The sequence below is a fragment of the Amycolatopsis sp. NPDC005961 genome (assembly GCF_040629235.1).
GTDB lineage: Bacteria > Actinomycetota > Actinomycetes > Mycobacteriales > Pseudonocardiaceae > Amycolatopsis > Amycolatopsis camponoti.
In genome coordinates, this window is the sequence record NZ_JBEXVF010000053.1 from 16673 (window position 1) to 37969 (window position 21297).

Here is a 21297-nt window from a genome sequence, read left to right on the forward strand (position 1 = left end):
CTAACCGTGCCGCTGGACGAACGCCTCGATCAGCTGCTGCCGCTCGGCCGACGTCGCCCGCTCCAGCTCGACCGTGTCACCGTCGATCGTCATCTTGATCTTGTGGCGGCCCGCCTGGCGGCCGAGCCACTCCTTCAGCGTCTCCACCAGGCCCGGGAACACCCCACCGGCCGCGCTGAACGCCACCAGCAGCGAGCCGACGGTCACCGGGTCGGCTGCCTTCGCGCCGTCCGGCAGCTCGCCCGGCACCGCGCGCAGCTCGACGTCGAGCTCGCCCAGCTCCGCCCGCAGGCGCCGGGCGAGCCGGTCGAGCTCCTCGTCGTCGGCGTCCGCCGCTTCGAGGCGGAGCACCGCCCGCCGCGTGTCCGGTTCGGTCATGCGCGCCATGGTGCGCTCCGGATCGGACCGCGGGCAAGGTCCGTTCGGGCAGCGTCAGGCGCGGATTTCGTTGAGGTAGTTGTAGATCGTGTAGCGCGTGACGTCGAGGCGCCCGGCCAGGTGGTCGACCGCGTCCTTGATGAGGAAATAACCGGCTTCGTCGAGCTCCCGGACCACCGCCGCCTTGTGCCGCTTCTTCATGAGGTCCACCGGGATCCCGGCCTTGGTGACCGCGCGGTCGACGAGGAAGCGTTGCAGGCTGTCGACGTCCGGTGGGAAAGTCTCCGGTTCCCCGTTGCCGCCCGCCGGCGCGGACCCGTCGACGCTGTTGACGCACAGGCAGCCGACCGCGACCCCGTCGGCGTCGCGCAGGAACAGCGTCGACGAGCGGATCGGGCGGCCGTCCGGGCCGTGCGTGCGGTAGTTCGTCAGGTCCTGGGTGGTACCGCGGCGGACCAGGCCGAGCAGCAGGTCGGTCATCGGGCCGCCGACGTTGCGGCCGGTCAGGTCGCCCGCGATCGCGACGATCGAGTCCGGCAGCCGGCTCAGGTCGTGCAGCAGCACCTCGTTGCCCGGCCCGAGCATCGCGGCCAGCCCCGGGATCGCGGGCACCAGCGCGGTCAGCACCTCGTGCGTCGTCGCGCCCGCGGCCGGGACGACCAGCGGTTCGCGCGGCTTCGTCAGCGTCTCCAGCGCTTCCCGGAGCAGATCCGCGGCGGCCGCCGGAGTGGAAGCGTGCGGCGAGAGCCGGACGTGCTCGGGCCGCACGGTCGCCGCGATTCCCGCCGTGGCCAGCGCCGCGCCGACCTGCTCGGCCGGGTGCCCGGGCAGGGTGAACGCCAGGATGCCCGCCCGCCGTTCAGTTGCCGACACGACCTCGGCGCCGCAGGACGCCAGCACCTCTTCGAAGGAGGCGATCCGCTCGGCGATCCGCGCCGCGATGGCGCCGACACCGGCGTCCTCCACCAGCTCCAGGGCCTCGGCGAACGCGCCCGACGTGATCGGGCTGAGGTTCGAAATGGACCAGGACTGGGCGGTGACGTCCTGCGGGTGGATCTCGTCGTCGAACAGGCCGGGGTCGCGCGCGCCGGTCCAGCCCGACAGCAGGGGGTCCATCCGCTCCAGCGCGCGATCGGACAGCACCGCGAAGCCGGTCCCCCAGCCCGCGCGCAGCCACTTCTGCCCGCCGACGACCAGGACGTCGGCGGCCTCCCACGGCTCCTCGACCACGCCGAAGCCCTGGATGCCGTCGACGACCAGCAGCCGGTCGCCGACGACGTCCCGCAGGGCCGCGAGGTCGGCGCGGAAGCCGGTGCGGAAGTCGACCGCGCTGACGCTGACCGTGGTGATCTCCGGCGTCAACGCTTCCGCGACCCGCTCTGGGGTCACGTAACCGCCGGTCAGGCGGCGGACGCGAAGGCGTCCGGCCTGTTCGGCGCGCGCCCACGGGTAGGTGTTGGCGGGGAACTCCGCGGCCGACACCAGGACGTCGCCGCTGCTGTGGAACGCGGCCTGGAACAACCCGAGGCTGGTGTTCGGCAGCAGGACCGTGTGGTCGGTGTCCGAGCCGGACAGCCGCGCGGCGGCGGCCTTGGCCCGGATCTCCTGCCGCATCAGCTCGTCCACAGTGGACGGACCGGCCGTGGTGGCCTGGTCGAGCAGCGCGGCCGTCGTGTCGAGCACCGCGTGCGACGGCGGCCCGAACCGGGCGAAGTCGAGGTAGCCGGCGGGCTCGTCGAACTGGAGCAGGTACCGGGGCGAAATCCGCGTCACGCGAGGATCCTCGCCAGGAACTGCCGGGTCCGCTCGTGCTTCGGGGCGCTGAGCACCTCCGAAGGCGGCCCGGTCTCGACGACGGCGCCGTCGGCCAGGAACACCACCTCGTCGGCGGCCTCCGCGGCGAAGCTCATTTCGTGCGTCACGACGACCATCGTCATCCCCTCCCCCGCCAACGTACTCATCACTTCCAGCACCTCCCCGACCAGCTCCGGGTCCAGCGCCGACGTCGGCTCGTCGAACAGCATCAGCTTGGGTTTCATCGCCAGCGACCGCGCGATCGCGACGCGCTGCTGCTGCCCGCCGGACAGCTGCGCCGGGTAGGCGTCGCCGCGATGCCCGAGGCCCACGCGGTCGAGCAGCTCGAGGCCCTGCTTGCGCGCCTCGTCCGGTTTGAGGCCGAGGACCCGGATCGGCCCTTCGACGACGTTCTCCAGGGCCGTCCGGTGCGCGAACAGGTTGAACCGCTGGAACACCATGCCGATGTCGCGGCGCTGGCGGGCGACGTCGCGTTCGCGCAGCTCGTACAGCTTGCCGCCGCGCTGCCGGAAGCCGATCGGCTCGCCGTCGACCCAGATCTGGCCGGCGTCGATCGTCTCGAGGTGGTTGATGCAGCGCAGGAACGTGCTCTTCCCGGCGCCGGACGGCCCGAGCAGGCAGACGACCTGTCCCTTGTGGACGTCCAGGTCGATGCCGCCGAGGACCTCGGTGTGGCCGTAGGACTTCTTGACGCCAACCGCGCGCAACAGGGGCTCAGACACGGGCACTCCTCACCAGCGGCACGCCGCGCAACGCCTTGCCGGCGCGGGAAAGCGGCCCGCGATCGGCCTGCCCGAACGAGCGTTCCAGGTAGTGCTGGCCGACCCCGGCGACGGTCACCACGACCATGTACCAGACGGCCGCGGCCAGCAGCGTCTCCATCACCAGCAGGTTGTTCGACGAGATGTTGTTGGCCGCGTGGATCAGCTCGGTCACGCCGATCACCGACGCCATCGACGTGCCCTTGAGCATGTTGATGAAGTCGTTGCCGGTCGGCGGGATGATCACGCGCATCGCCTGCGGCAGCACGACCCGGCGCAGGGTCGCGGCCGGCGTCATGCCGATCGACTTCGCGGCTTCGGTCTGGCCGCTGTCGACGCTGTTCAGCCCGGCGCGGACGATCTCGGCCATGTACGCGCTTTCGTTGAGCGCGAGGCCGAGGAACGCGGCGGTGAACGCGCTGATCAGCACGTTCGTCTGCTCGTGGACCAGGAACGGGATGTCGATGACCGGGAAGACGAGCGCCAGGTTGTACCAAAGGAGGATCTGGAGCAGCACGGGAAGGCCGCGGAAGATCCAGATGTAGCCGGCCGCGAACCACCGCGCGACCGGGTTGGCGCTGCGGCGCAGCAGGGCGATGACGATGCCGAGCACGATCGCGACGGCCTGCGACAGCACCGCCAGCACGACGGTGTTGAGCAGGCCGGTCGCCATCACCTTGTAGAAGACGAAGTCCGGGACCTGGTTCCACGCGATCTGCGCATTGCCCAGGGCGATGCCCAGCAGCACGAGCAGCGCGAGGATGATCGCGGCGGCGACCCACCGCCCCCAGTGGCGGAGCCGGACGATGGGCAGCGGTTCAGGACCCGCCATTGACCGCGGCCTCCTTGATCGCGCCCTGCTCGACGCCCCAGGCCTGCAGGATCTTGCCGTAGGTGCCGTCGGCGATGAGGGCCTGCAGTGCCTTCTGCACGGAATCCCGCAGCGGCGTGTTGGCCTTGTTGACGCCGATCCCGTACGGCCCGCCCTCGATCGGCTCGCCCGGGACGACCTCGAAGAACTTGCCGTCGCCCGCCGTCCGCGAGATGAAGACGGCGCTGGGGAGGTCGTTGAGGATCGCCGCGACGCGGCCGGTGCGCAGCTGGTTCTGGTTCTGGTTGTCGCTGTCGGTCGCGGTGACGTTCAGCGCGGGCTTGCCGGCCTGCGTGCACTTCGTGCTCTGCGCTTCGGCGAACTTCTGGTGACTGGTGCCCTGCACGACGGCGACGTTCTTGCCGCAGAGCGCGTCCGGTCCGGTGATGCCGTCCGGGTTGCCCTTGCGGATCATGATCGTGATGCCCGAGGTGAAGTAGTCGACGAAGTCGATCTGCGCCTGGCGGGCCTTGGTGTCGTTCATGCCGGCCATGGTCAGGTCGATGCGGCCGGACTGGAGGCTGGTGATGAGCGAGCCGAACGCCATGTCCTGGTGGGTCACGGGGACGCCGAGCTTGGCGGCGATCGCCTTGGCGAGGTCGACCTCGTAGCCGATCGGGGTCTTGCCGTCGGCGGCGTAGAAGTTGTTGGGCGCGGACTGCAGGTTGGACGCCAGGTGCAGCCCCGCCTGCTTGACGTTCGCCGGCAGGGCCGCGTTGAGCTGGGCGTCCTTCTGCACGGCCTGGACGATCGCCGCGGTGTCCGGGATGCCGGACGCGGGCGCGCCGGCGGCCTGCGACGTCCCGCCCGCGCCGTCCGGGCCACCACCACAGGCCGTCACCAGGACGGCCAGGCTCGCGAGCAGCACTGCCTGTGCGGCACGACAACGGGACATAACGGACCTCCACTGTTCGGCTGGCCGGAACGGTACAACTCGTTGTTGAAGAGGTCAACTGGCTGTTGAAATCTGATTCGGTGCTAGCTTGCGCGCATGAGCCTGCGGATCGGCATCCTCGGGGCGGCGAGCATCGCCCCCGCTGCCCTGGTCAAGCCCGCTTCTTCGAACTCTTCGGTCTCGGTGACGGCGGTCGCGGCGCGCTCGGAAGAACGCGCGCAAGCGTTTGCCACTCGACACGGGATCGCCCGGGTGCACGCGACGTACGAGGCGCTGCTCGCCGATCCGGACATCGACGCCGTGTACAACCCGCTGCCGAACGGCCTCCACGGCCGGTGGACGCGGGCGGCCCTGGAAGCGGGCAAGCACGTGCTGTGCGAGAAGCCGTTCACGGCCAACGCGGAGGAGGCGCGGGAGATCGCCCGCCTGGCCGGCGAGTCCGATCGCGTCGTGATGGAGGCGTTCCACTACCGCTACCACCCGCTGGCGCTGCGGGTGGAGGAGATCGTGGCGTCGGGCGAGCTGGGCACGCTGGAGCGCGTGGAGACGGCGTTGTGCTTCCCGCTGCCGAAGTTCTCGGACATCCGCTACAACCTCGGACTGGCGGGCGGCGCGACGATGGACGCGGGCTGCTACGCGGTCCACATGGCCCGGACCTTCGGCGGCGGCGAGACGCCGTCCGTGGTTTCGGCCACGGCGAAGCTGCGATCCCCCGGCGTCGACCGGGCGATGACGGCGGAGCTTCGCTACCCGTCGGGTCACACCGGCCGGGTGGAGTGCTCGATGTGGTCGTCGTCGGTGCTGAAGATCAGCGCGAAGGTGACCGGCTCGAAGGGCTCGCTCAGCGTGATCAACCCGCTGATGCCCCAGGCGTACCACCGGTTTTCGGTCCGGGTGGGCGGCGCGCGGCGCACGGAGAAGTTCCCCCGCCGGGCGACGTACGAGTACCAGCTCGACGCGTTCGCGGCGGCCGTCCTGCACGGCGGACCGGTGAAGACCTCGGCGGCCGACGCGGTCGAGACGATGACCGTGATCGACGAGATCTACCGCGCGGCCGGGCTCCCGGTGCGAGAGCCCAGCTGAAAGCCGTGAAGGGCACAGCGAGTCCCTCGCTGTGCCCTTCACGCACCTTGACTAGGCCGCCACGTAGTTGCCGCTCAGGATCAGCAGCACCTGGACCGTGATCCCGGTCCCGTAGTAGTCCGTCGCGTCCGGGGACCACGACGAAACCGCCGTCCACAGCTTGTCCAGCCACGCCTGGCTGCCCGCGTCCGTCATCGCCGCCACCGCGAACGGGGCCGTGAAGCAGGGGTGCTGGCCGCTCTCCACCTTCGAGCCCGACAGCGAGTAGCCGCTCTGGATCTTCGCGGGGTCGCCGCCCGTCGCGGACTTGATCCACGTGTTCATCTTGCGGACCTGGGCCGTGGCCGCGCTCCCGGGTGCCGTGATCGCGTCCGCGCCCAGGCGCCACGGGTCGCGGCAGGCGTTCCAGCTGTACTTGCCGTCGTTCGGGCCCTCGAGGAAGTTCCCCGGCGCCGGCTTGGGCGTCGAGTTCGTGCCGACCACGAAGTCCGGCAGCAGGCCGGTGTTCGGCGCGTACGACGACTGCAGCTGGCTCACCGCCGTCTCCGACCGGGTCCGGACCTGGTCCCAGAAGCTGTCGCCGGTCGCCGCCGCGAAGGCCCGCAGGTGCCCCGGCATCCAGTCCGACGACCGCGAGCTGTTCTTGTACTCCGCGTCGTTGCCCCAGTCGCCGAGCAGCGTGAACTTGGTGCTGTTGTTGACTTCGCTCTTCTTGACGGCGTTGATGATCCGGACGGCTTCGGCCTTGTAGTTCACCGAGCCCGTGCTGCCCCACTTCTTGTCCGCGATCAGCAGGCCGTAGGCGATTTCGAGGTCGCCGTCGGTGGCCGAGTCACTGCCGTTGACGCTCTTGCAGCTCGAGTTCTGCTCGGCCGCGTGCAGGTCCTTGTTGTTGACCGACGGGTGCGCCTTCACGAACTTCAGGATCCCGTCGACGATCGAGCGGGCCGCCGGGTCCTTGTCGCCCATCATCGCCGAGATCGTCATGCCGTAGCCCTCGCCCTCGGCGACGAAGGCGTGGTCGGCGTCCTTGGACAACACCGCGTAGGTGCCGCTGCCGCACTTGGTGGTGAGGAAGTTCTTCTTCCAGAAGTCGTAGTACTTCTGCAGCACCTGGTCCTGGGTGGCCTGCGAGACGGACGGCCGCAGGGTTCCCGGCACGTACGGGGTACCCGCGGCGGACGCGGCGGCGGGCACAGTCGGCACGCTCAGCAGCCCGGCGGCCAGCGCGGCCGTGGCCACCACCGCCCGGACGATTCTCTTCATCGGTCCTCCGTAAAGACAGTCATCGTTGGCTGCGGCGAGGGCGATCAGAGCCTGACAGAAGGTTCAAGACCAGGTCAATACTGTTAGGAAACTTTCCTTACTATTACCGTGAGTGGCCTCACCACCGTTCGGCCACCCGGACGGACTAGCGTGGACCACATGAAGATCGACCGCGGCGCGGACTTCCGCGCCTTCTGGACCGAACGCCGGCTGGCCACCCTGACGACGGTCCGGCCGGACGGCACCCCGCACGTCGTCGCGGTCGGCGTGACCGTGGACTTCGACGCCGGCCTCGCCCGCGTGATCACCTTCGGCACGTCCGTCAAGGCCCGGCTGATCCGGGCCGCGGGCACCGACGGCGTCCCGGTCGCGGTCTGCCAGCTGGAGGGCCCGAAGTGGTCCACTTTGGAGGGACGCGCGGTGCTGCGCGACGACCCGGACTCGGTGCGGGACGCGGAAAACCGCTACGCCGCGCGCTACCGGCAGCCCAAGCCGAACCCGCAGCGCGTGGTGCTGGAGATCGCGGTGACCCGGATCCTCGGCAACGCCTGACTCACGAGGCGCGGGCGTGCACCAGCCGCGTGTACTCGGCCAGCAGGGTCGCCAGCTCGCTGTGCTCCCCTGCCGACGCCAGCTGCTGGTGCCCCACCAGCATCGCCATGCCCAGGGACGTCAGCGTCCGCGCGAGTTCGCGGTCGCCGACGATGCCCTTGACCGCCTTGCCGACCGTCCGCAGCCGCGCGGAGTCGACGCGTTTCTGCGCCGCCCGGACGGCTTCGTCGTTCGCCGCCCACGCGCGGATGGCGGCCTCGGCCTCGTGCGGCAGCCCGAGCGTCAGGTCCATCAGCGCGGCGAAGTCCGCCGACGGCCCGCCGCTGCCGAAGTTCCGCTCGCGCAGGAAGAGCACCTGCCGGTTCTCCCAGTGGTCCAGGAGCTGCTCCACGAAGCCCGGCCAGCCGCCGAAGTGGTGGTAGAACGACCCGCTCGTCACGCCGAGGTCGCGGCACAGCCGGCCGACGTTCAGGTCGGTGAACCCGTGTTCCGCCAGCACGTCCAGGGCGGCCGCGAAGTACGCCTGCCGCGTGACCGAGGGCATCAGACGTTCCGGTCCCGGTCCCGCCAATAGGGTTCGCGCAGCGAGCGCTTGAGGATCTTGCCGGTCGCGTTGCGCGGCAGGGCCGCCACGACGTCGACGCTGCGCGGGCACTTGAAATGTGCGAGCCGCTCACGGCAGAACTCCATGAGCTTGTCGGCGTCGAGCCCCTCACCGGCGACGACGGCCTTGACCTGCTCGCCCCACCGGTCGTCGGGCACGCCGATCACCGCCACCTCGGCCACGCCGGGGAACTCCGCGACGACGCGCTCGACCTCCGGCGAGTAGACGTTCTCGCCGCCGGTGATGATCATGTCCTTGACGCGGTCCTCGAGGAACAGGAACCCGCCGTCGTCGAGCCGGCCGACGTCGCCGGTGCGCACCCAGCCGTCCACGACGGTCTCCGCGGTCGCCTCGGGTTTGCCCAGGTAGCCCGCCATCCGCTGCTCGGTGCGGATCCAGACCTCGCCGGTGGCACTGTCCTCGAGCGTCACCGGGTCGACGATCCGGATGTCCACACCGGACAGAGCGGTGCCCGCCGACGCGAGCCGCTCGGGGCGCGAGGCGTCCCGGTGCGCCTCCGGGTCGAGCGCGGTGACCGCGCCGGACAGCTCGGTCATGCCGTAGACCTGCGCGAACCGGACGTCCGGCCAGGCCGCCAGCACCGTGCGCAGCAGCGGGAGCGGCATCGGCGACGCGCCGTAGCAGAGGTACTTCAGCCGGGAGAACGCCGTGAGCGCGGCCTCGCCGCCCTGCGCGATCCCGGCGACCACGGCGGGCACCAGGAAGGCGTGCGTGATCCCGGCCCGCAGCGCCGCGAACAGCGACGCCGCGTCCGGCTCGCGGGTCAGGAAGGACGGTTCGCCGTAGAGGAAGCCGGAAACGGCGTAGCAGCTGCCGCCGACGTGGAACAGCGGCATCGCGACGAGGTTGACGTCGCCCGGGCCGATCGGGAACGCGGTGCCCGCGGCGAGGCCGTGGGCGAGGACGCTGCGGTGCGTGAGCACCGCGCCCTTAGGGAAGCCGGTGGTCCCGCTGGTGTACATGATCAGGACGCCGTCGTCCTCGTCGATCCCGGACCCGGTGTGCGGCTCGGCGCTCGCCAGGAATGGCTCGTATTCGTCGAGGACCACCACGCGCTCGAGGGCGGGCAGCCGGTCGCGGATCCCGTCGAGGACGGGCAGCAGGTCCGTGCCGACGAACACGATCTTCGCGCCCGAGTCGTTGAGGACGTAGGCCAGTTCGTCGCCGGACAGCCGCCAGTTCACCACGGCGTTGGCCGCCCCGATCCCGGCCGCCGCGAACGTCGTTTCCAGGCAGGCGGGGTGGTTCTTGTCGACGAACGCGACGCGGTCGCCCTTTCCGACACCGGCTTTCGCGAGGGCGCCCGAGAGCCGGCGGACCCGCTCGTCGAACTCCGCCCAGGTCCAGGACTGCTCACCGAAGATCAGCGCGGTGTCGCCCGGGCGTTCCCGCGCCCAGTGCGCCAGGAGGTCGCCGAACAGCCGGACGCGAGGGCGGACATCTTCGAGCATGGGCGTTCCCTTCGGACCGGCACTGGACCGTAGACCGGTCTATGGTGCGTCGCGATGGCCCGTCCGTCAACGGGCAAAACGGCCGCGGGCGGCTTCGATGTCCCCGAGGTAGCGCTGCGTCCAGCCGCACATGCTGTCGACGGTCGCGCGCAGCCCCTGCCCCGGTTCGGTGAGGGTGTACTCGACGCGAGGCGGCACGGTCGGGTGCACCTCGCGCTCGACCAGCCCGTTGCGCTCCAGCATGCGCAGGTTCTGGGTGAGCATCTTGTGGCTGATGCCCTCGACCGCGTCCCGCAGCTCGCTGAAGCGCAGGGTGCGGTCGCCGAGGGTCTCGATGATCAGGAACGCCCACTTGTTGGCGACGTCGGAAAAGATCTCGCGCGCCAGCGAATCCGCGCGGGAAAGGTCCGCGTCCTGCTTGGTCACCATCTGGTTCCCCCGTCACCGAAAAGTGCCTTCTTCCGTACCGTCCAACACTCTCCTATGGTTCCTGGGTAACCACAAGAGACCACGGAGGAAAAGTGACTGTCACCCTGGTGAATCCCCCGGAGCTGCCCGAGATCGACGTGTACCACCAGGTGTCGATCGCGTCCGGGACGAAGCTGGTGTTCGTCGCCGGGCAGGTCGCCTGGGAGACCGGACCCGACCTCGCCGCGCAGGTCGAGCAGTGCTACGTCAACGTCGGCGCGGCCCTCGCCGCGGCCGGCGGTTCGTTCGACGACGTCGTGAAACTGACCTGCTACGTCGTCGACTGGACGCCGGACAAGATGCCCGCGCTCCTCGACGGAATCGCCCGGGGCAGCGCCAAGCTGGGAACGACCGCGAAGCCGCCCGCCACCCTGATCGGCGTCGCCGCGCTGGACGTTCCCGAGCACCTCGTCGAGGTCGAAGTCACCGCGGTGCGCTAGGCGAACAGCGACAGCAGCCCCTCGGTCGAGCGCACCACGACATGCGCCGCGGTCCGCTCCGCGTGCGGCTTGTCCGGGCGTTCCGCCTCGTGCCGCCACCGGCGGAGCGCGTCCAGGCCCGCGTCGTAGATGTCGCCCGGGTCCGCGTCCGGCTCCAGGTTCAAGCGGTCCGCCGGGGCCGTGCCCTCCGCGCCCAGCAACCGGACCGCTTCCTCCGCCGGCTCGCCGGACAGCGCCGTCCGGCCGCCGCGGATGTCGGCGATCAGGCGCAGCTCGCGGAAGTCGTGCGCGGCCGCCGCGAAACGCTCCACCCGGGACACCAGGCGATCGCCGCCCGGGCGGGGCTGGGCCGCCAGCAGGGTCTCCAGCCGGATGATCGCCGTGCGGGCCTTCAACGCCTCGGCGCGGGCCACGAAACACCCGGCGAGGGTGTCGCGCAGCTCGCCGAGACCGCTGCGGCGCACCAGTTCCGCCGACAGCTTGACGCGGTCGTCGCAGCCGGTGCGGATCAGCGTCAGCGCCAGGCGGACGCCGAACATCCCGAACCGCACCACCAGCGACCGCCGCGTCTCGACCGGGATCGGGCCGGGGAACGCCGGGTCGGTGAACGAGTCCACCGAAAGCACGTGCCGTTCCAGCTCTTCGCGGGGCACCGCGGCGAAGGCCGCCAGCAGGTCGAACTCGTCGTCGCGCAGGGACCGGCCGCCGTAGGCCAGCTGGCCCGCGACGGCGATCACGCCCAGGAACCCCGTGCACAGCGGGTCTTCGCGCCAGGCCCGGCGCGCCAGCTGCTTCGCGGTCAGCAACGCGTCGATCCGGCCCGCGCCGACCTCGTCCGCACGCGCGAGCACCAGCACCGAGTTGACCGCGCTCTGCCGGGCGAACGGCGAGCCACCCGGCGAGTGGGCCGCCGCGAGCTCGTCCGGCTCGAGGTGACGCACCAGGCGCACCGTCGCGTCCGGGAGGTCGTCGGCCGGGCCGGGGTCGTCCAGCAGCACGAGGTCGCGCAGCGCGCGCGTCGGCCACTCGCCGAGCGCGGCGGCGAGCGTCGTCTTCCCCGACGACGGCGCCCCGGTGAACCCGACGCGCAGCGGTTGCTCCAGCCGGTTCAGGCAGTCGTGCAGCAGGGCCGACGCACGAGGGTCGTCCCGGTAGAGCCCCGCCGCGGCGTGCAGCAGGTCGCGAACGTCCTGCGTCACGCCGAAAGCTCCCGCGGCTTCCGCCCGGCGATCGTGCCGAGCTCGCCCGCGCGCTGGTGCAGCCCGGCCAGGCGGTCGATCTCCCGGCGGATGTGCCCGGTCTTGCGCTCGCGCTCGGCCGTGCCGGCCATGATCGTCTCGCGCTCGCGCGTCAGCTCGTCCGCGAGTTCCTCGGCCAGCCCGGTGAAGTGGTCGCGCAGCCGGCGCTGCACGACGCGGATCCCGTCGCGGAACTCCTTGCTGTAGCGCAGGAAGACGTCGTCGACGTGGCGTTGCGCGGCCTGCTTGGCGACGGCTTGGCGCCGCTGCAGCCGCATCCCGCCCTCGTCGCGGATCGTCTTCACGGCGAACGCCGCGCCGGCGCTGATCGACACCGGGTTGATCAGCGGCAGGCCCAGCCAGGGCAGGCTGGTGACCAGGCCGAACATCAGCACACCGCCGTACGAGCCGCGCAGGCCCGTGAAGGCCTGCTGGCCGATCTTGAACTTCTCGATCTTCGGGCGCCGGACGTCGTCGAGGTACTCGATGCCCGAGCCGTCGAGCGGCAGTTCCGGCAGCGCCCGGTCGTACTGGGCGCCGAAGCACGCCGCGACCGCCTGAGCGGTCCACTGCGCCCGCTCGGCCAGCCACGCGTAGTTCGTTTCGACGGCTTCCGCCAGGGTCTCGTCCAGCCACGGCGCGAACTCGTCCCACACCTTCGCCGGGTCGCCCTCGTCGAAGGTCTGCTCGATGGTGTTGACGATCTTGCGCGTCCGCTCGCGCAGGTCGTACTCGACGTCGCCCATCAGGTCGGTGACCTCGTCGGAAAGCAGGTTCTGCCACCGGGTGTTCTGCCGCCGCAGGTCGTCGGCGCGGCGTTGCGCGCGCTGCAGCAGCGCGGCCTGGCCGAGCCCGGCGTCCTGCGCCGCCGCGTCGATGCGGTCGCGCAGCGACTCCACGAGCTCCGCGGCCGCGGCACGCACGCCGACGGCGGCGAGCAGCGCGCGGGACTGCTCCGGCGGCCGCGCGGCCTGCTCGGCGATCCACGTGAGCAGCTCGGGGAAGCCCGAACGCGCGTTGAGCTCGGCGTCACCGGCCCGCGCGGCGGCTTGGCGCACGACGGCCGAAACCGGCAGCACGGGCGCGTCGATCCCCGCCTCGGCGAGCATCCCGCGGTTGCGCTCGGCGACCGCGCGCCACCCCGGGGAAGCGTCGATCTTGGTGAGCGCCAGCACGACGTGCGGGCACCAGGTGCGGACGTGGCGGGCCAGCGCGAGCTCGGCGGCGCTGAGCGGCGCGGTCGCGTCGGACACGAGGATCACGGCGTCCGCTTCGGCGAGCAGGTCGAGCGCGGCGGCGGTGCGCGGCGACCGCGGATCACCGACCGGCGGGGTGTCCACCAGGACGAGCCCGGCGGAGAGGAGCTCACGCGGCACGCCGACCTCGACGCGGCTGAGCGTGCCCGCGGGGCGGGCGCCGAGCTCGCCGGTGAGCCGTTCGACCGCGACGGGAATCCGTTCGAGGGAGCGGCCGACCAGGGTGGCGGCGGGTTCGGGGGCGTAGCCGATTTCGGTGGGGACCTCGGGGGTCGGGGCGTCGCCGACCGCGCACACGGGCGCGTTCAGCACCGCGTTGAGCAGGTATCCCTTGCCCTGTTTGGGGAATCCGAGCACGCCGAGGCGGATCTGCCCCTCGGGGGCGTCACGACGTCTGCGGAGGCGCTCGGCGAGATCGGCGCGGCCGTGGGTGCGGCACGCGTCCAGCGTCTCGTTGAGCACTTCGAGCCAAGCCGGTGCGGTCACAGCGGATGAGTGTCCCCGGTTTACTCCCCGTACGCACACCGGGTGCCCGTCCCGCGGCTGCACCCAGACCGCGGGACGGGCACCGGTGACCGGTTCGGGAATCAGTGCCCGAGGTGGATGTCGTTGGACGCGATGTCGCCGATGTGCAGGTTGCCCAGGGCGTTGTGGCTGACGTCGGAGACGTCGGAGACCACGTCGTGGACGGCGGAGGTGTTGCCGCTCGCGATGTCGCCGACCTGGCCGGCCACGTTGTGGCTGACGTCGACGCCGGTGGCGTTCGTCACGACGCTGGTGACGTCGCCGAGGCCGTGGGTCACGGTCGAGACCTCGTGGGTGACGTGCGAGACGTCGAGGTTGCCGGCGCCCTGGAGGATGCCGGAGAAGTCGCCGACCTGGCCGACGACGGAGCTCACGGTGTGGTTCAGGTCACCGCTGATGTCGCCGACCTGCGAGGTGGCCTCGTAGACCGGGGTGACGGCGTTGTACGACACGTTGTTCGTGACGGCGTCGCCGAGGTGGGCGGCCTGCTCGACGGTGCCGACGACCGCGCTGTGGTCGGTGTCGGTGACCGAGTACACGAGGTTCCCGGCGACCTGGACGGCGTCCAGGCTGGAGCCGAGGTCGCCGCCGGTGCCGAAGTCGCCGGCCAGGGCGGTGACGCCCGCGGCGGTGGTCGTGATGTCGTTCACGCCCGGCAGCACGCCGACGCCCGGGACGGCCGGCAGGCCGAGGTCGCCCACGCCCGGCAGCGAACCGCCGAGGTCGCCGACACCCGGCAGCTCCGGGACGGCCGGCAGGCCGAGGCCCGCGGTGAGGGCGGTGAGCTGGTCGATCGCACCCTGGATGCCGGGGGCGTCGGTGCCGACCGAGGACAGGTCGCCGACGACGGGGAGGGCGCCTACGGCCGGGAGGCTGTCGACGGGGACGAAGTCGAGGACCAGCGGGATGACCTCGTGCACGTCGGCGGCGCTGACGTCGCCGAGACCGGCGGCAGCGAGGACGCCCTGCGGGTCCGTCCCGAAGGCCGCGAGCGCGGTCGGGTCGTTGAGCAGGTTCAGCGCGAAGTCGTGCAACGTCTGCACGGAGTCCATGGGGTTCTCTCCTGGTCCGGTGGTTCGGGGGACGGCATCGGCCGCAAGGACCGCTGCTCCGACATCAAGTTAGGGAGCCGGTCCCCCCACGCACATCGGGGATCACTCCGAGTTGCGGGCCGGTCAGCCGATAGGGGATCGATATGTCATCGTTAGGGAGTTAGGGGCTCATCCGAGACGCGCTCAGTTGGGTTAAATCCCTCCAGCCACTTGATTGACTAACCCGTTTGGGTGAGGATGCCCCGAGCCCTAGGGGGATTCCGCGCCCCCGATCGGCCCCCGCGAGGTGAGGAGGAAGCGCCGTTGTCCTACGTCCTCGGGATCGATGTGGCACAGGGGCGGACCCACGCCGCGACCTGCCGCAGGCAAGGTCCCGGCTGGGGCGAACCCGAGCCGCTCTGGCTGGGTGACCGGACCCCCGCCGCCGCGTCCGCGCTCTTCCTGGACGACGAGGGGTACCTGCTGACCGGGGACGCGGCCGCGCAGGCCGGCGCCCGGGTGCCGTCCCGGCTGCTCACCGGCTTCCACCGCCGGATCGGCGACGACGTGCCGATGCTCGTCGAAGGCGAGCCGTTCCCGCCCGAAACGCTGACCACCGTGCTCGTCGAGAGCATCGCCGAGCACGCCGCGAACCAGTTCGGCGGCGCCCCGGACCACCTGGTGCTGACCCACCCCGGCGACTGGGGCGGCTACCGCCGTGACGTGCTGCGTCGCGCACTGGCCGACGCCGGGTTCACCGCGGTCACGCTGGTTCCCGGCTCGATCGCCGCGCTCGGCGCGCACCTGCCCTTCCCCGGTCCCGGCGCCACCGCCGCCGGCGTCTGCGAGTTCGGCGCCGACGGCGTGAACGTCACGCTGGCCACGGCGACCGGCGCGAGCGGCTGGCAGCCGGCCGCGAGCGCCGAAGGCGTGGCCCCGGCGGCGGCGCTCAGCACCCTCTTCGCCCTCGCCGGCGCGGCGTCGACGTCCCCCCGGGGGCTCGCCGGCGTGGTGTTCTGCGGCGACGTCCCGCCGCACGCGCTGCCCGCCCGGCCGCCGTGCCCGGTGTTCGCGGGACCGGTTCCGCCGGCGGCCACCGCGCTCGGCGCGGCCGCCCTCGCGGCGCTGCGCGCGGACCACCGGGGTGCCCCACACGAACCCCCCGCCGTCGAAACCACCCTGCTCCCCCAGGTGGACACGCTCGGTGACCTCGGCGAGCGGCCACCCCGGCCGCCGGTCGAGATCACGCCGTTCGAGCTGCCCGAGCGGAGCAACCCGATGAACCTGTTCCGGCGGCGGCGTCCCCTCGCCGCCGCGGTGCTCGTGCTCGCCGCGGCCCTCTCGGCCCTGGTCATCACCGTCACCGCCCGCGAAGCCACCGCCGGCCCCGGCCCGTCCCCCGCCCCGAGCCACTGCGCCCACCCCGGCGCCCCCTCCGGTGAAGGTCACTGTTGAACACTCTGCTTACGCAGGTCCCCCCGCTTCGCGCCATCCCCGTGCACCCCGCGGCGTTGCGGCTGCTCGACCAGGTCACGGCCGACCCGGCCGCGCCGCTGCGGCTGGCCGTCGTCGCCCCCGGCGGGTACGGCAAGAGCGTGCTGCTCGCCGCGCTCGACCGCGTCTACCGCGCGGCCGGCGTCGACGCCCTGCTCGTCGACGACGCCGACCGGCTGGCTCCCGACCAGCTCGAGGAGCTGCTCACCGGCGCGGACGGGCCGATCGTCGTCGCGCACCGGCCGGCCGCGGTGTCCGCGAGCTGGACGTTGCTGCAGCTCGGCCCGCTCGGTGCCGAAGACGTCGCGCGGCTGATCTCGGCGGTGACGGGTTCGCCCGCCGACCCCGCGGCGGCCGCCGAGCTGCACGCCCGCAGCGGCGGGGTGCCGCGGCTGGCCGAGCGCGACCTGCTCGGGCGGCTGGAGGACTTCCGGCCGGAGCTGGACGAGCTCGACGACGACGTCCTGCGCTACCTGGTCGCGGCCGAAGCCGGCGCGGGGCGCAACCTCGACCTGCTGTGCGCGCTGCTGGACCGCGGTCCGGAGCAGCTGCCCGCGATCGTCGACGCCGCCCGCGCGACCGGGCTGCTCGGCCCGGACGACGCGCTGCTGCCGCTGGCCGCGGCCGCCGTCCGCGACTTCGGGCCGCCCGCGCGCCGGCTGACGACGGTGCAGCGGCTCGTCGAGCTGCAGCTGGCGAACGGCCTCCCGGTGCTCGACCTGGCGCGCGCGCTGCTCGGCACGGGCAGCTCCGGCGCGTCCGCGGCGGCCGCCTTCGCCGCGGCGGCCGCGGAAGCCCTGCCCTCCGACGCGCGGCTCGCGGCCCGGCTGTTCGAGGCCGCGGCCGAAGCGGGCGACCGCTCGTCGGCGGTCACGGCGGGCTGGGCGCGCGCGACCGCGTTGTCGGGCGACCTCGACACGGCGCTGCGCCTCGGCGACGGCATGCTCGGCGCGGCCGACCCCGAGACCCGCGCGGCCGGGGCGGCGATCGCGGCCACGGTCCTCGCGCACAGGGGTGAGCTGGCGCGCAGTGCGGAGCTGTACCACTGGGCTTCACGCAGCATCGAGACGATGGCGGCCGGCGGCGACGGGGTCTCCAGCGGCACCGGGCTCCCCGCGGGCGCTGGGCTCGGGGGCACCGGCCTTTCCGGCACGGGTGCCTGGGCCGGGGCCGACGCGTTCGCGGCGATCGCGCTGGTCGGCACCGGCGACCTCGACGGCGCCCGCCGGCTCCTCGACTCCCCGGCACCCGGCGTCGCGCCGACGTTGTTCGCCGGCGCGGCCACCCGGATGGCCCGCGGCATCGCCGATTCGGTGTCCGGCTGCGCGACGGAGACGTTGTCGACGCTGCTCGGCGCGGCGGCGATGCTGGAACCGGCGCTGGGCGGCACGTTGCTGCCCGACAGCCCGGCGGCGCTGGCCGCCCTCGCCGCGCTGCACACGGGTGAGCTGGCGCTGGCGGAGCCGGTGCTGACCCGCGCCCTCGACGGCGGGATCGGCGGCGACCTGCTGTCGGTGCGCCACCGCCTGCTGCTGGGCTGGGTCGCGATGACCGCGGGCGACCTCGCGACGGCGGCGGAACACCGGGACGCCGTCGCCGGGCTTTCGCTGGAAGCCCGTGACGAGCTGTTCTTCGCGACGCTGGAGCTCGGCTTGGCGCGCCGCGCCAGCGACCTCGTGGGGCTGCAGCGGTCGTGGCACCGCGCGTACCAGGCGTCTATGCGGCAGCAGACGGACCTGTTCACGCTGCTGCCGCTGGGCGAGCTGGCGATCGCGGCGGCCCGCACCGGCGCGTTCGCGAAGATCTCGGGTCAGCTGGAACGCGCCCACGCCCTGCTGGCCCGTCTCGGCGAACCTCCACTGTGGACGGTCTCCCTGGTGTGGCACGAGCTGCACGCGGCGATCACGCTGGAGGACGCCGACGCGGCGGAGGCGCACCTGGCGACGTTGGCGACGCACGCCCATTGCGGCCGCTATCCGCACGCACTGGCCACGGCGGCCCGGTGCTGGCTGTCGGTCCTCGGCGGCACGTTCGCCCCGGACACGATCACGACGGCGGCGGCCGAGATGCACGACCTGGGCCTGCGCTGGGACGCGGCCCGCCTGGCCGGCCAGGCGGCGATCCGCACGTCCGACCGCAAGGCGATGGTCCAGCTCCTGGAGGCGGCCCGTCAGTTCCAGGGAACGGCGGCCCGCCGGGAGCAGGGGACAGCGGAAACCGCGGCGGCCGGAACGGGCTTGGCGGCGCTGAGCGAGCGAGAGCTCGAGGTGGCCCGGCTGGTGGTCGAGGGGCTGACGTACAAGCAGGCGGGTTCGAAGCTGTTCATCTCCGGGAAGACGGTGGAGCACCACATGGCCCGCATCCGGGGCAAGCTGGGGGCGGCCGACCGGCGCGAGCTGCTCGCGACCCTGCGGGAGCTGCTTTCCCGCCCGGACGCCCCCTGACCCCGCCCGCGCTCAGGCCGCCGTCGTCGCCGTGAACGACGCCGCCGGGCCCGTTCCGGTGGCCGTCACCGCCGCGACCGTGAACGTGTACGCCGTCGCGGGCTCGAGGTTGCCGACCACCCTCGTCATGCCCTTGACCGTCGGCTGCGTGACCAGGGCGTCCCGGCCCTCGACCGGGATCGTGCGGCCGTCGGACACCGTGATCACGTAACCCAGCACCGGGGTGTCCCCCGCGGCCGCCGGCGGGTTCCAGCGGATCGAAGCCGCCGTCGCGCTCGGCAAGGCCTTCGCGCTCGTCGGGACGCCCGGCGGCACCGCCGGCTTCGGGCCGGGCGTCACCGGGGCCGCGGCGAGCGACGGTTGGCTTGTGCCGTAAGCGTTGCGCGCCGAAACCGTCACCGTGTAGGGCGTCCCGTCGGTCAGGCCCGGGACCTCCGCGTACGCGCGCTTCGCGAAGTCGGCCACGGACACCGTCGCGGACTTCGCGTGGCCGCCACCCGTCGCCGTCACGACGTAGTCCGTCACCGGTGCGTTGTTGACCGCGTAGGTCGGGTTCCACGTGGCGTACAGCTTTCCCGAAACGGCGAACGTGCCGACCCGCGACGGCGCTTCGGGTGGCGCGGCGCCGCCGACCCGGCGCGTGAGCAGGCCGCGGTAGGCCGGTTCGAGGCCCGCGTTCGCGACGATCGCCGCCGGCGCGTCGGCCGGGCTCCCGAGGAGCTTGTTGCCGCGCAGGATCGCGCCCTTGTCGACCTTGTCGCGGTCGCCCTGCTCCCAGTAGTTGTCCTCGGTCAGCGTCGGGTCGTTGTTGCCGAGGCCGTCGCGGTAGTCGACGTGCACCGTGCCGACGTTGGCGTACGCCATGCGGTACAGGACGTTGCCGCGGATCGTCTCGTACGTGTTGCCGTTGTCGGTGTAGATGCCCTTGCCGAGCCCCCACTGGTCGTGGACCACGTTGCCGGTGACGTGCTCGCCGTCGTCGAGGGAGCTGCCGGTGATGCCCTGGGTGTAGATGCCGCCACCGTCGTCCAGCATCAGCATGTAGTCGAAGATCAGGTTGTCCGACACGGCGTTGTCGTGCGAGAGGTTCGGCGTCGCCGGGCTCTTGATCTTGTCCGGCCAGCCGCCCCAGCCGAGGGAGACCGCCGAGTAGCCGACGTGGTCGATCTGGTTGTGGGAGATGGTGTTCCGCACGGTGTAGCCGTCGACGATCGGGACGCCGCCGTGGAACTCGCGCGGCAGGCCGTAGAGGTGGTTGTCGGTCACCGCGACGTCGCGCACGACGTCCGCGTCGGTGTCCGTGACCGGCTTGTCGACCCCGCCGAGCTGCACGCCGTTGCCCGAGATGTCGGTGAAGACGTCGCCGCGGACCTGGGATTCCTTGGTGCCGACGACGAGGTCGAGCCCGGCCCCGCCGAGGTGCGCGAACACGCTGTCGGCGAACTCGACGCGCCGGCCGTGGGACACGGAGACGTTCGCGGGTTCGCGCGTCCACGAGGCGTACGGGCAGGTGCCGCCGGGCACGAACTGGCAGAGTCCTTGGACGGCCCAGCCGTCGGAGCCGGTGATCGTGTACCCGGCCTGGATTTCGGAGAACCCCTCCGGCGACGACGGCCGGAGCCAGGTGGCGTAGGAGAAGCGCAAGCCGCGGAAGGCGACGTCGTGGATCGGCGCGTCAGCGGTGCCCCGCGCGTCGACGAGCTGCTCCAGCACCGGCATCTCGACATCGGCCCGCCGCAGGTCCTGACCCGGCGCCGGCCGGTAGTAGACGAGGTGGGCGGACCGGTCGAGGTACCACTCGCCGGGGTCGTCGAGCAGCTCGAGAGCGTTTTCCGCGTAAGTCGGGTGCCGTCCGTTGGTGAGGTCGGCCGGGCCGACCATGTTCACGCTGCGGCCGGGGATGTCCGGGAACAGGACGCGCTTGGTCGAGTTGTCCCAGCACGGCTGGGCCATGGTGATGGTCGTGCCCTGGGCCGCGGCGAGCGGACAGCGGGGCTCGGTCCACTGGCCGAGGCCGTCACGCTGGATGTTCCAGAGCGCTTCGCCCGCGGTGTAGACGAATTCGATGTCTTCCGGGTTGCGCCAGTGCGCGAGCGTGTCCGCGTCGGCGGTGTACCCGGTGGCGGTGGCCTTGACGGCAACGGGCAAGGGACCGCGCGCGCGTTGCTCACGGACCCCGTCGACGTAGAGCTGCCGGGTGTCATCCAGCTTGCCGGGCGCGGCGGCGGCGAACAACCCGGGCCGGCCGGGGACGGGCCGCCACCCGGTGACGCGCACGCCGCCGTTCAGTTCGGTGTCACCGGTGCCCTGCCAGATCACGCGGTGACCGTTGCCGCCGGAGTCCCGGGCATCGAGGCGCAGCGGCTGAGCCAGCCGGAAGACCCCGGAGCCGAGGTGCACGGTGAGATCACGAGTGAGGTGCGGCGCCCGTTGGCGCACGAGGTCACGGGCCTTGTCGAGGGTCCGCAGGGGCTGCCGAGCGGTCCCGGCGGCGCGATCGGAGCCGGTCGGCGAGACGTAGACATCACGGCTCGCGGAGCCGACGTCCGCGGCGGCCGCGGGAGTGGTCGTGGTGAGCAGGGCGGTCGCCCCGAGGAGGACGGTCACCACGGTGCTGCGCCGCTTCGAGGCTCGCTTGGTCAGCATGGGGAGAAAGATAGGATCTCTGGGTGGGAATGTCGATGATTTCCCGTTCAGCGGGGCG

General features: G+C 72.2%; 18 protein-coding genes. 5 read left to right on the top strand and 13 right to left on the bottom strand.

Annotated elements, in window-relative coordinates:
* From ABZ342_RS35055 to ABZ342_RS35075, 5 genes are read right to left on the bottom strand one after another with little or no spacing between them, the layout of a single operon-like run.
* Entirely contained in the window at positions 1–378 is a 378-nt protein-coding gene (locus tag ABZ342_RS35055; protein ID WP_360482392.1) for a hypothetical protein, read from the bottom strand.
* Positions 379–432: 54 nt separating this feature from the next.
* Entirely contained in the window at positions 433–2151 is a 1719-nt protein-coding gene (locus ABZ342_RS35060) for an aminotransferase class V-fold PLP-dependent enzyme (protein WP_360482395.1), read from the bottom strand.
* On the bottom strand, positions 2148–2915 hold the full coding sequence (locus ABZ342_RS35065; protein WP_360482398.1) for an amino acid ABC transporter ATP-binding protein: 768 nt from the start codon (positions 2913–2915) through the stop codon (positions 2148–2150). Before ABZ342_RS35065 ends, ABZ342_RS35060 begins: the two co-directional genes overlap by 4 nt.
* Positions 2908–3786 (bottom strand): amino acid ABC transporter permease, encoded by an 879-nt coding sequence (locus ABZ342_RS35070; protein WP_155544888.1) that lies wholly within the window; start codon positions 3784–3786, stop codon positions 2908–2910. Before ABZ342_RS35070 ends, ABZ342_RS35065 begins: the two co-directional genes overlap by 8 nt.
* Entirely contained in the window at positions 3773–4720 is a 948-nt protein-coding gene (locus ABZ342_RS35075) for an ABC transporter substrate-binding protein (protein WP_360482401.1), read from the bottom strand. The genes ABZ342_RS35070 and ABZ342_RS35075 overlap by 14 nt, the downstream gene beginning before the upstream one ends.
* A 96-nt stretch (positions 4721–4816) precedes the next feature.
* Here ABZ342_RS35075 and ABZ342_RS35080 point away from each other — a divergent pair, with 96 nt between their 5' ends.
* The gene (locus ABZ342_RS35080) at positions 4817–5803 is read left to right on the top strand and encodes a Gfo/Idh/MocA family oxidoreductase (RefSeq protein ID WP_360482404.1); all 987 of its coding nucleotides are present in this window, start codon (positions 4817–4819) and stop codon (positions 5801–5803) included.
* A 51-nt stretch (positions 5804–5854) separates the two neighbouring features.
* On the opposite strand, the gene ABZ342_RS35085 is transcribed toward ABZ342_RS35080, so the two are convergent.
* A complete protein-coding gene (locus ABZ342_RS35085) occupies positions 5855–7069 on the bottom strand; it encodes a glycosyl hydrolase family 8 (RefSeq protein WP_360482407.1) in 1215 nt (404 codons plus the stop codon).
* Positions 7070–7228: 159 nt separating this feature from the next.
* On the opposite strand from ABZ342_RS35085, the gene ABZ342_RS35090 reads away from it, so the two are divergent.
* Positions 7229–7621 (top strand): TIGR03618 family F420-dependent PPOX class oxidoreductase, encoded by a 393-nt coding sequence (locus tag ABZ342_RS35090; protein WP_196425487.1) that lies wholly within the window; start codon positions 7229–7231, stop codon positions 7619–7621.
* A gap of 1 nt (position 7622) precedes the next feature.
* On the opposite strand, the gene ABZ342_RS35095 is transcribed toward ABZ342_RS35090, so the two are convergent.
* The 3 genes from ABZ342_RS35095 to ABZ342_RS35105 form a co-directional block, all read right to left on the bottom strand.
* Positions 7623–8165 carry a TetR/AcrR family transcriptional regulator gene (locus ABZ342_RS35095; RefSeq protein WP_360482410.1) on the bottom strand — a complete coding sequence of 181 codons (543 nt, stop codon included), beginning with the start codon at positions 8163–8165 and terminating at the stop codon, positions 7623–7625.
* Entirely contained in the window at positions 8165–9697 is a 1533-nt protein-coding gene (locus ABZ342_RS35100; RefSeq protein WP_360482413.1) for a long-chain fatty acid--CoA ligase, read from the bottom strand. Before ABZ342_RS35100 ends, ABZ342_RS35095 begins: the two co-directional genes overlap by 1 nt.
* Positions 9698–9763: 66 nt before the next feature.
* A complete protein-coding gene (locus ABZ342_RS35105) occupies positions 9764–10126 on the bottom strand; it encodes a helix-turn-helix domain-containing protein (RefSeq protein ID WP_360482416.1) in 363 nt (120 codons plus the stop codon).
* 92 nt (positions 10127–10218) lie between these two features.
* Between ABZ342_RS35105 and ABZ342_RS35110 the strand changes: the two genes are divergently transcribed.
* Entirely contained in the window at positions 10219–10605 is a 387-nt protein-coding gene (locus ABZ342_RS35110; RefSeq protein WP_360482419.1) for a RidA family protein, read from the top strand.
* Here ABZ342_RS35110 and ABZ342_RS35115 read toward each other — a convergent pair.
* From ABZ342_RS35115 to ABZ342_RS35125, 3 genes are all read right to left on the bottom strand, one after another.
* Positions 10602–11804, bottom strand: a complete 1203-nt coding sequence (locus ABZ342_RS35115; protein ID WP_360482422.1) for a GTPase — start codon at positions 11802–11804, stop codon at positions 10602–10604. The genes ABZ342_RS35110 and ABZ342_RS35115 overlap by 4 nt on opposite strands.
* Entirely contained in the window at positions 11801–13585 is a 1785-nt protein-coding gene (locus tag ABZ342_RS35120; RefSeq protein ID WP_360482425.1) for an isoniazid inducible protein IniA, read from the bottom strand. Before ABZ342_RS35120 ends, ABZ342_RS35115 begins: the two co-directional genes overlap by 4 nt.
* Positions 13586–13686: 101 nt before the next feature.
* On the bottom strand, positions 13687–14676 hold the full coding sequence (locus ABZ342_RS35125) for an IniB N-terminal domain-containing protein (protein WP_360482428.1): 990 nt from the start codon (positions 14674–14676) through the stop codon (positions 13687–13689).
* 303 nt (positions 14677–14979) lie between these two features.
* On the opposite strand from ABZ342_RS35125, the gene ABZ342_RS35130 reads away from it, so the two are divergent.
* Positions 14980–16110, top strand: coding sequence for a molecular chaperone DnaK (locus tag ABZ342_RS35130; RefSeq protein WP_155544876.1), 1131 nt, complete (start codon positions 14980–14982; stop codon positions 16108–16110).
* The gene (locus ABZ342_RS35135; RefSeq protein WP_360482432.1) at positions 16107–18593 is read left to right on the top strand and encodes a helix-turn-helix transcriptional regulator; all 2487 of its coding nucleotides are present in this window, start codon (positions 16107–16109) and stop codon (positions 18591–18593) included. Before ABZ342_RS35130 ends, ABZ342_RS35135 begins: the two co-directional genes overlap by 4 nt.
* A 12-nt stretch (positions 18594–18605) precedes the next feature.
* Here the strand turns inward: ABZ342_RS35135 and ABZ342_RS35140 are convergent, their stop codons facing one another.
* Positions 18606–21239, bottom strand: coding sequence for a fibronectin type III domain-containing protein (locus ABZ342_RS35140; RefSeq protein WP_360482435.1), 2634 nt, complete (start codon positions 21237–21239; stop codon positions 18606–18608).
* Between the last annotated feature and the right edge of the window lie 58 nt (positions 21240–21297).

Bases quoted from the DNA above. Each gene is read 5' to 3' on its own strand.
- ABZ342_RS35055 (WP_360482392.1), bottom strand. From the start codon at position 378: ATGACCGAACCGGACACGCGGCGGGCGGTGCTCCGCCTCGAAGCGGCG.
- ABZ342_RS35070 (WP_155544888.1), bottom strand. From the start codon at position 3,786: ATGGCGGGTCCTGAACCGCTGCCCATCGTCCGGCTCCGCCACTGGGGG.
- ABZ342_RS35075 (WP_360482401.1), bottom strand. From the start codon at position 4,720: ATGTCCCGTTGTCGTGCCGCACAGGCAGTGCTGCTCGCGAGCCTGGCC.
- ABZ342_RS35080 (WP_360482404.1), top strand. From the start codon at position 4,817: ATGAGCCTGCGGATCGGCATCCTCGGGGCGGCGAGCATCGCCCCCGCT.
- ABZ342_RS35085 (WP_360482407.1), bottom strand. From the start codon at position 7,069: ATGAAGAGAATCGTCCGGGCGGTGGTGGCCACGGCCGCGCTGGCCGCC.
- ABZ342_RS35090 (WP_196425487.1), top strand. From the start codon at position 7,229: ATGAAGATCGACCGCGGCGCGGACTTCCGCGCCTTCTGGACCGAACGC.
- ABZ342_RS35095 (WP_360482410.1), bottom strand. From the start codon at position 8,165: ATGCCCTCGGTCACGCGGCAGGCGTACTTCGCGGCCGCCCTGGACGTG.
- ABZ342_RS35100 (WP_360482413.1), bottom strand. From the start codon at position 9,697: ATGCTCGAAGATGTCCGCCCTCGCGTCCGGCTGTTCGGCGACCTCCTG.
- ABZ342_RS35105 (WP_360482416.1), bottom strand. From the start codon at position 10,126: ATGGTGACCAAGCAGGACGCGGACCTTTCCCGCGCGGATTCGCTGGCG.
- ABZ342_RS35125 (WP_360482428.1), bottom strand. From the start codon at position 14,676: ATGGACTCCGTGCAGACGTTGCACGACTTCGCGCTGAACCTGCTCAAC.
- ABZ342_RS35140 (WP_360482435.1), bottom strand. From the start codon at position 21,239: ATGCTGACCAAGCGAGCCTCGAAGCGGCGCAGCACCGTGGTGACCGTC.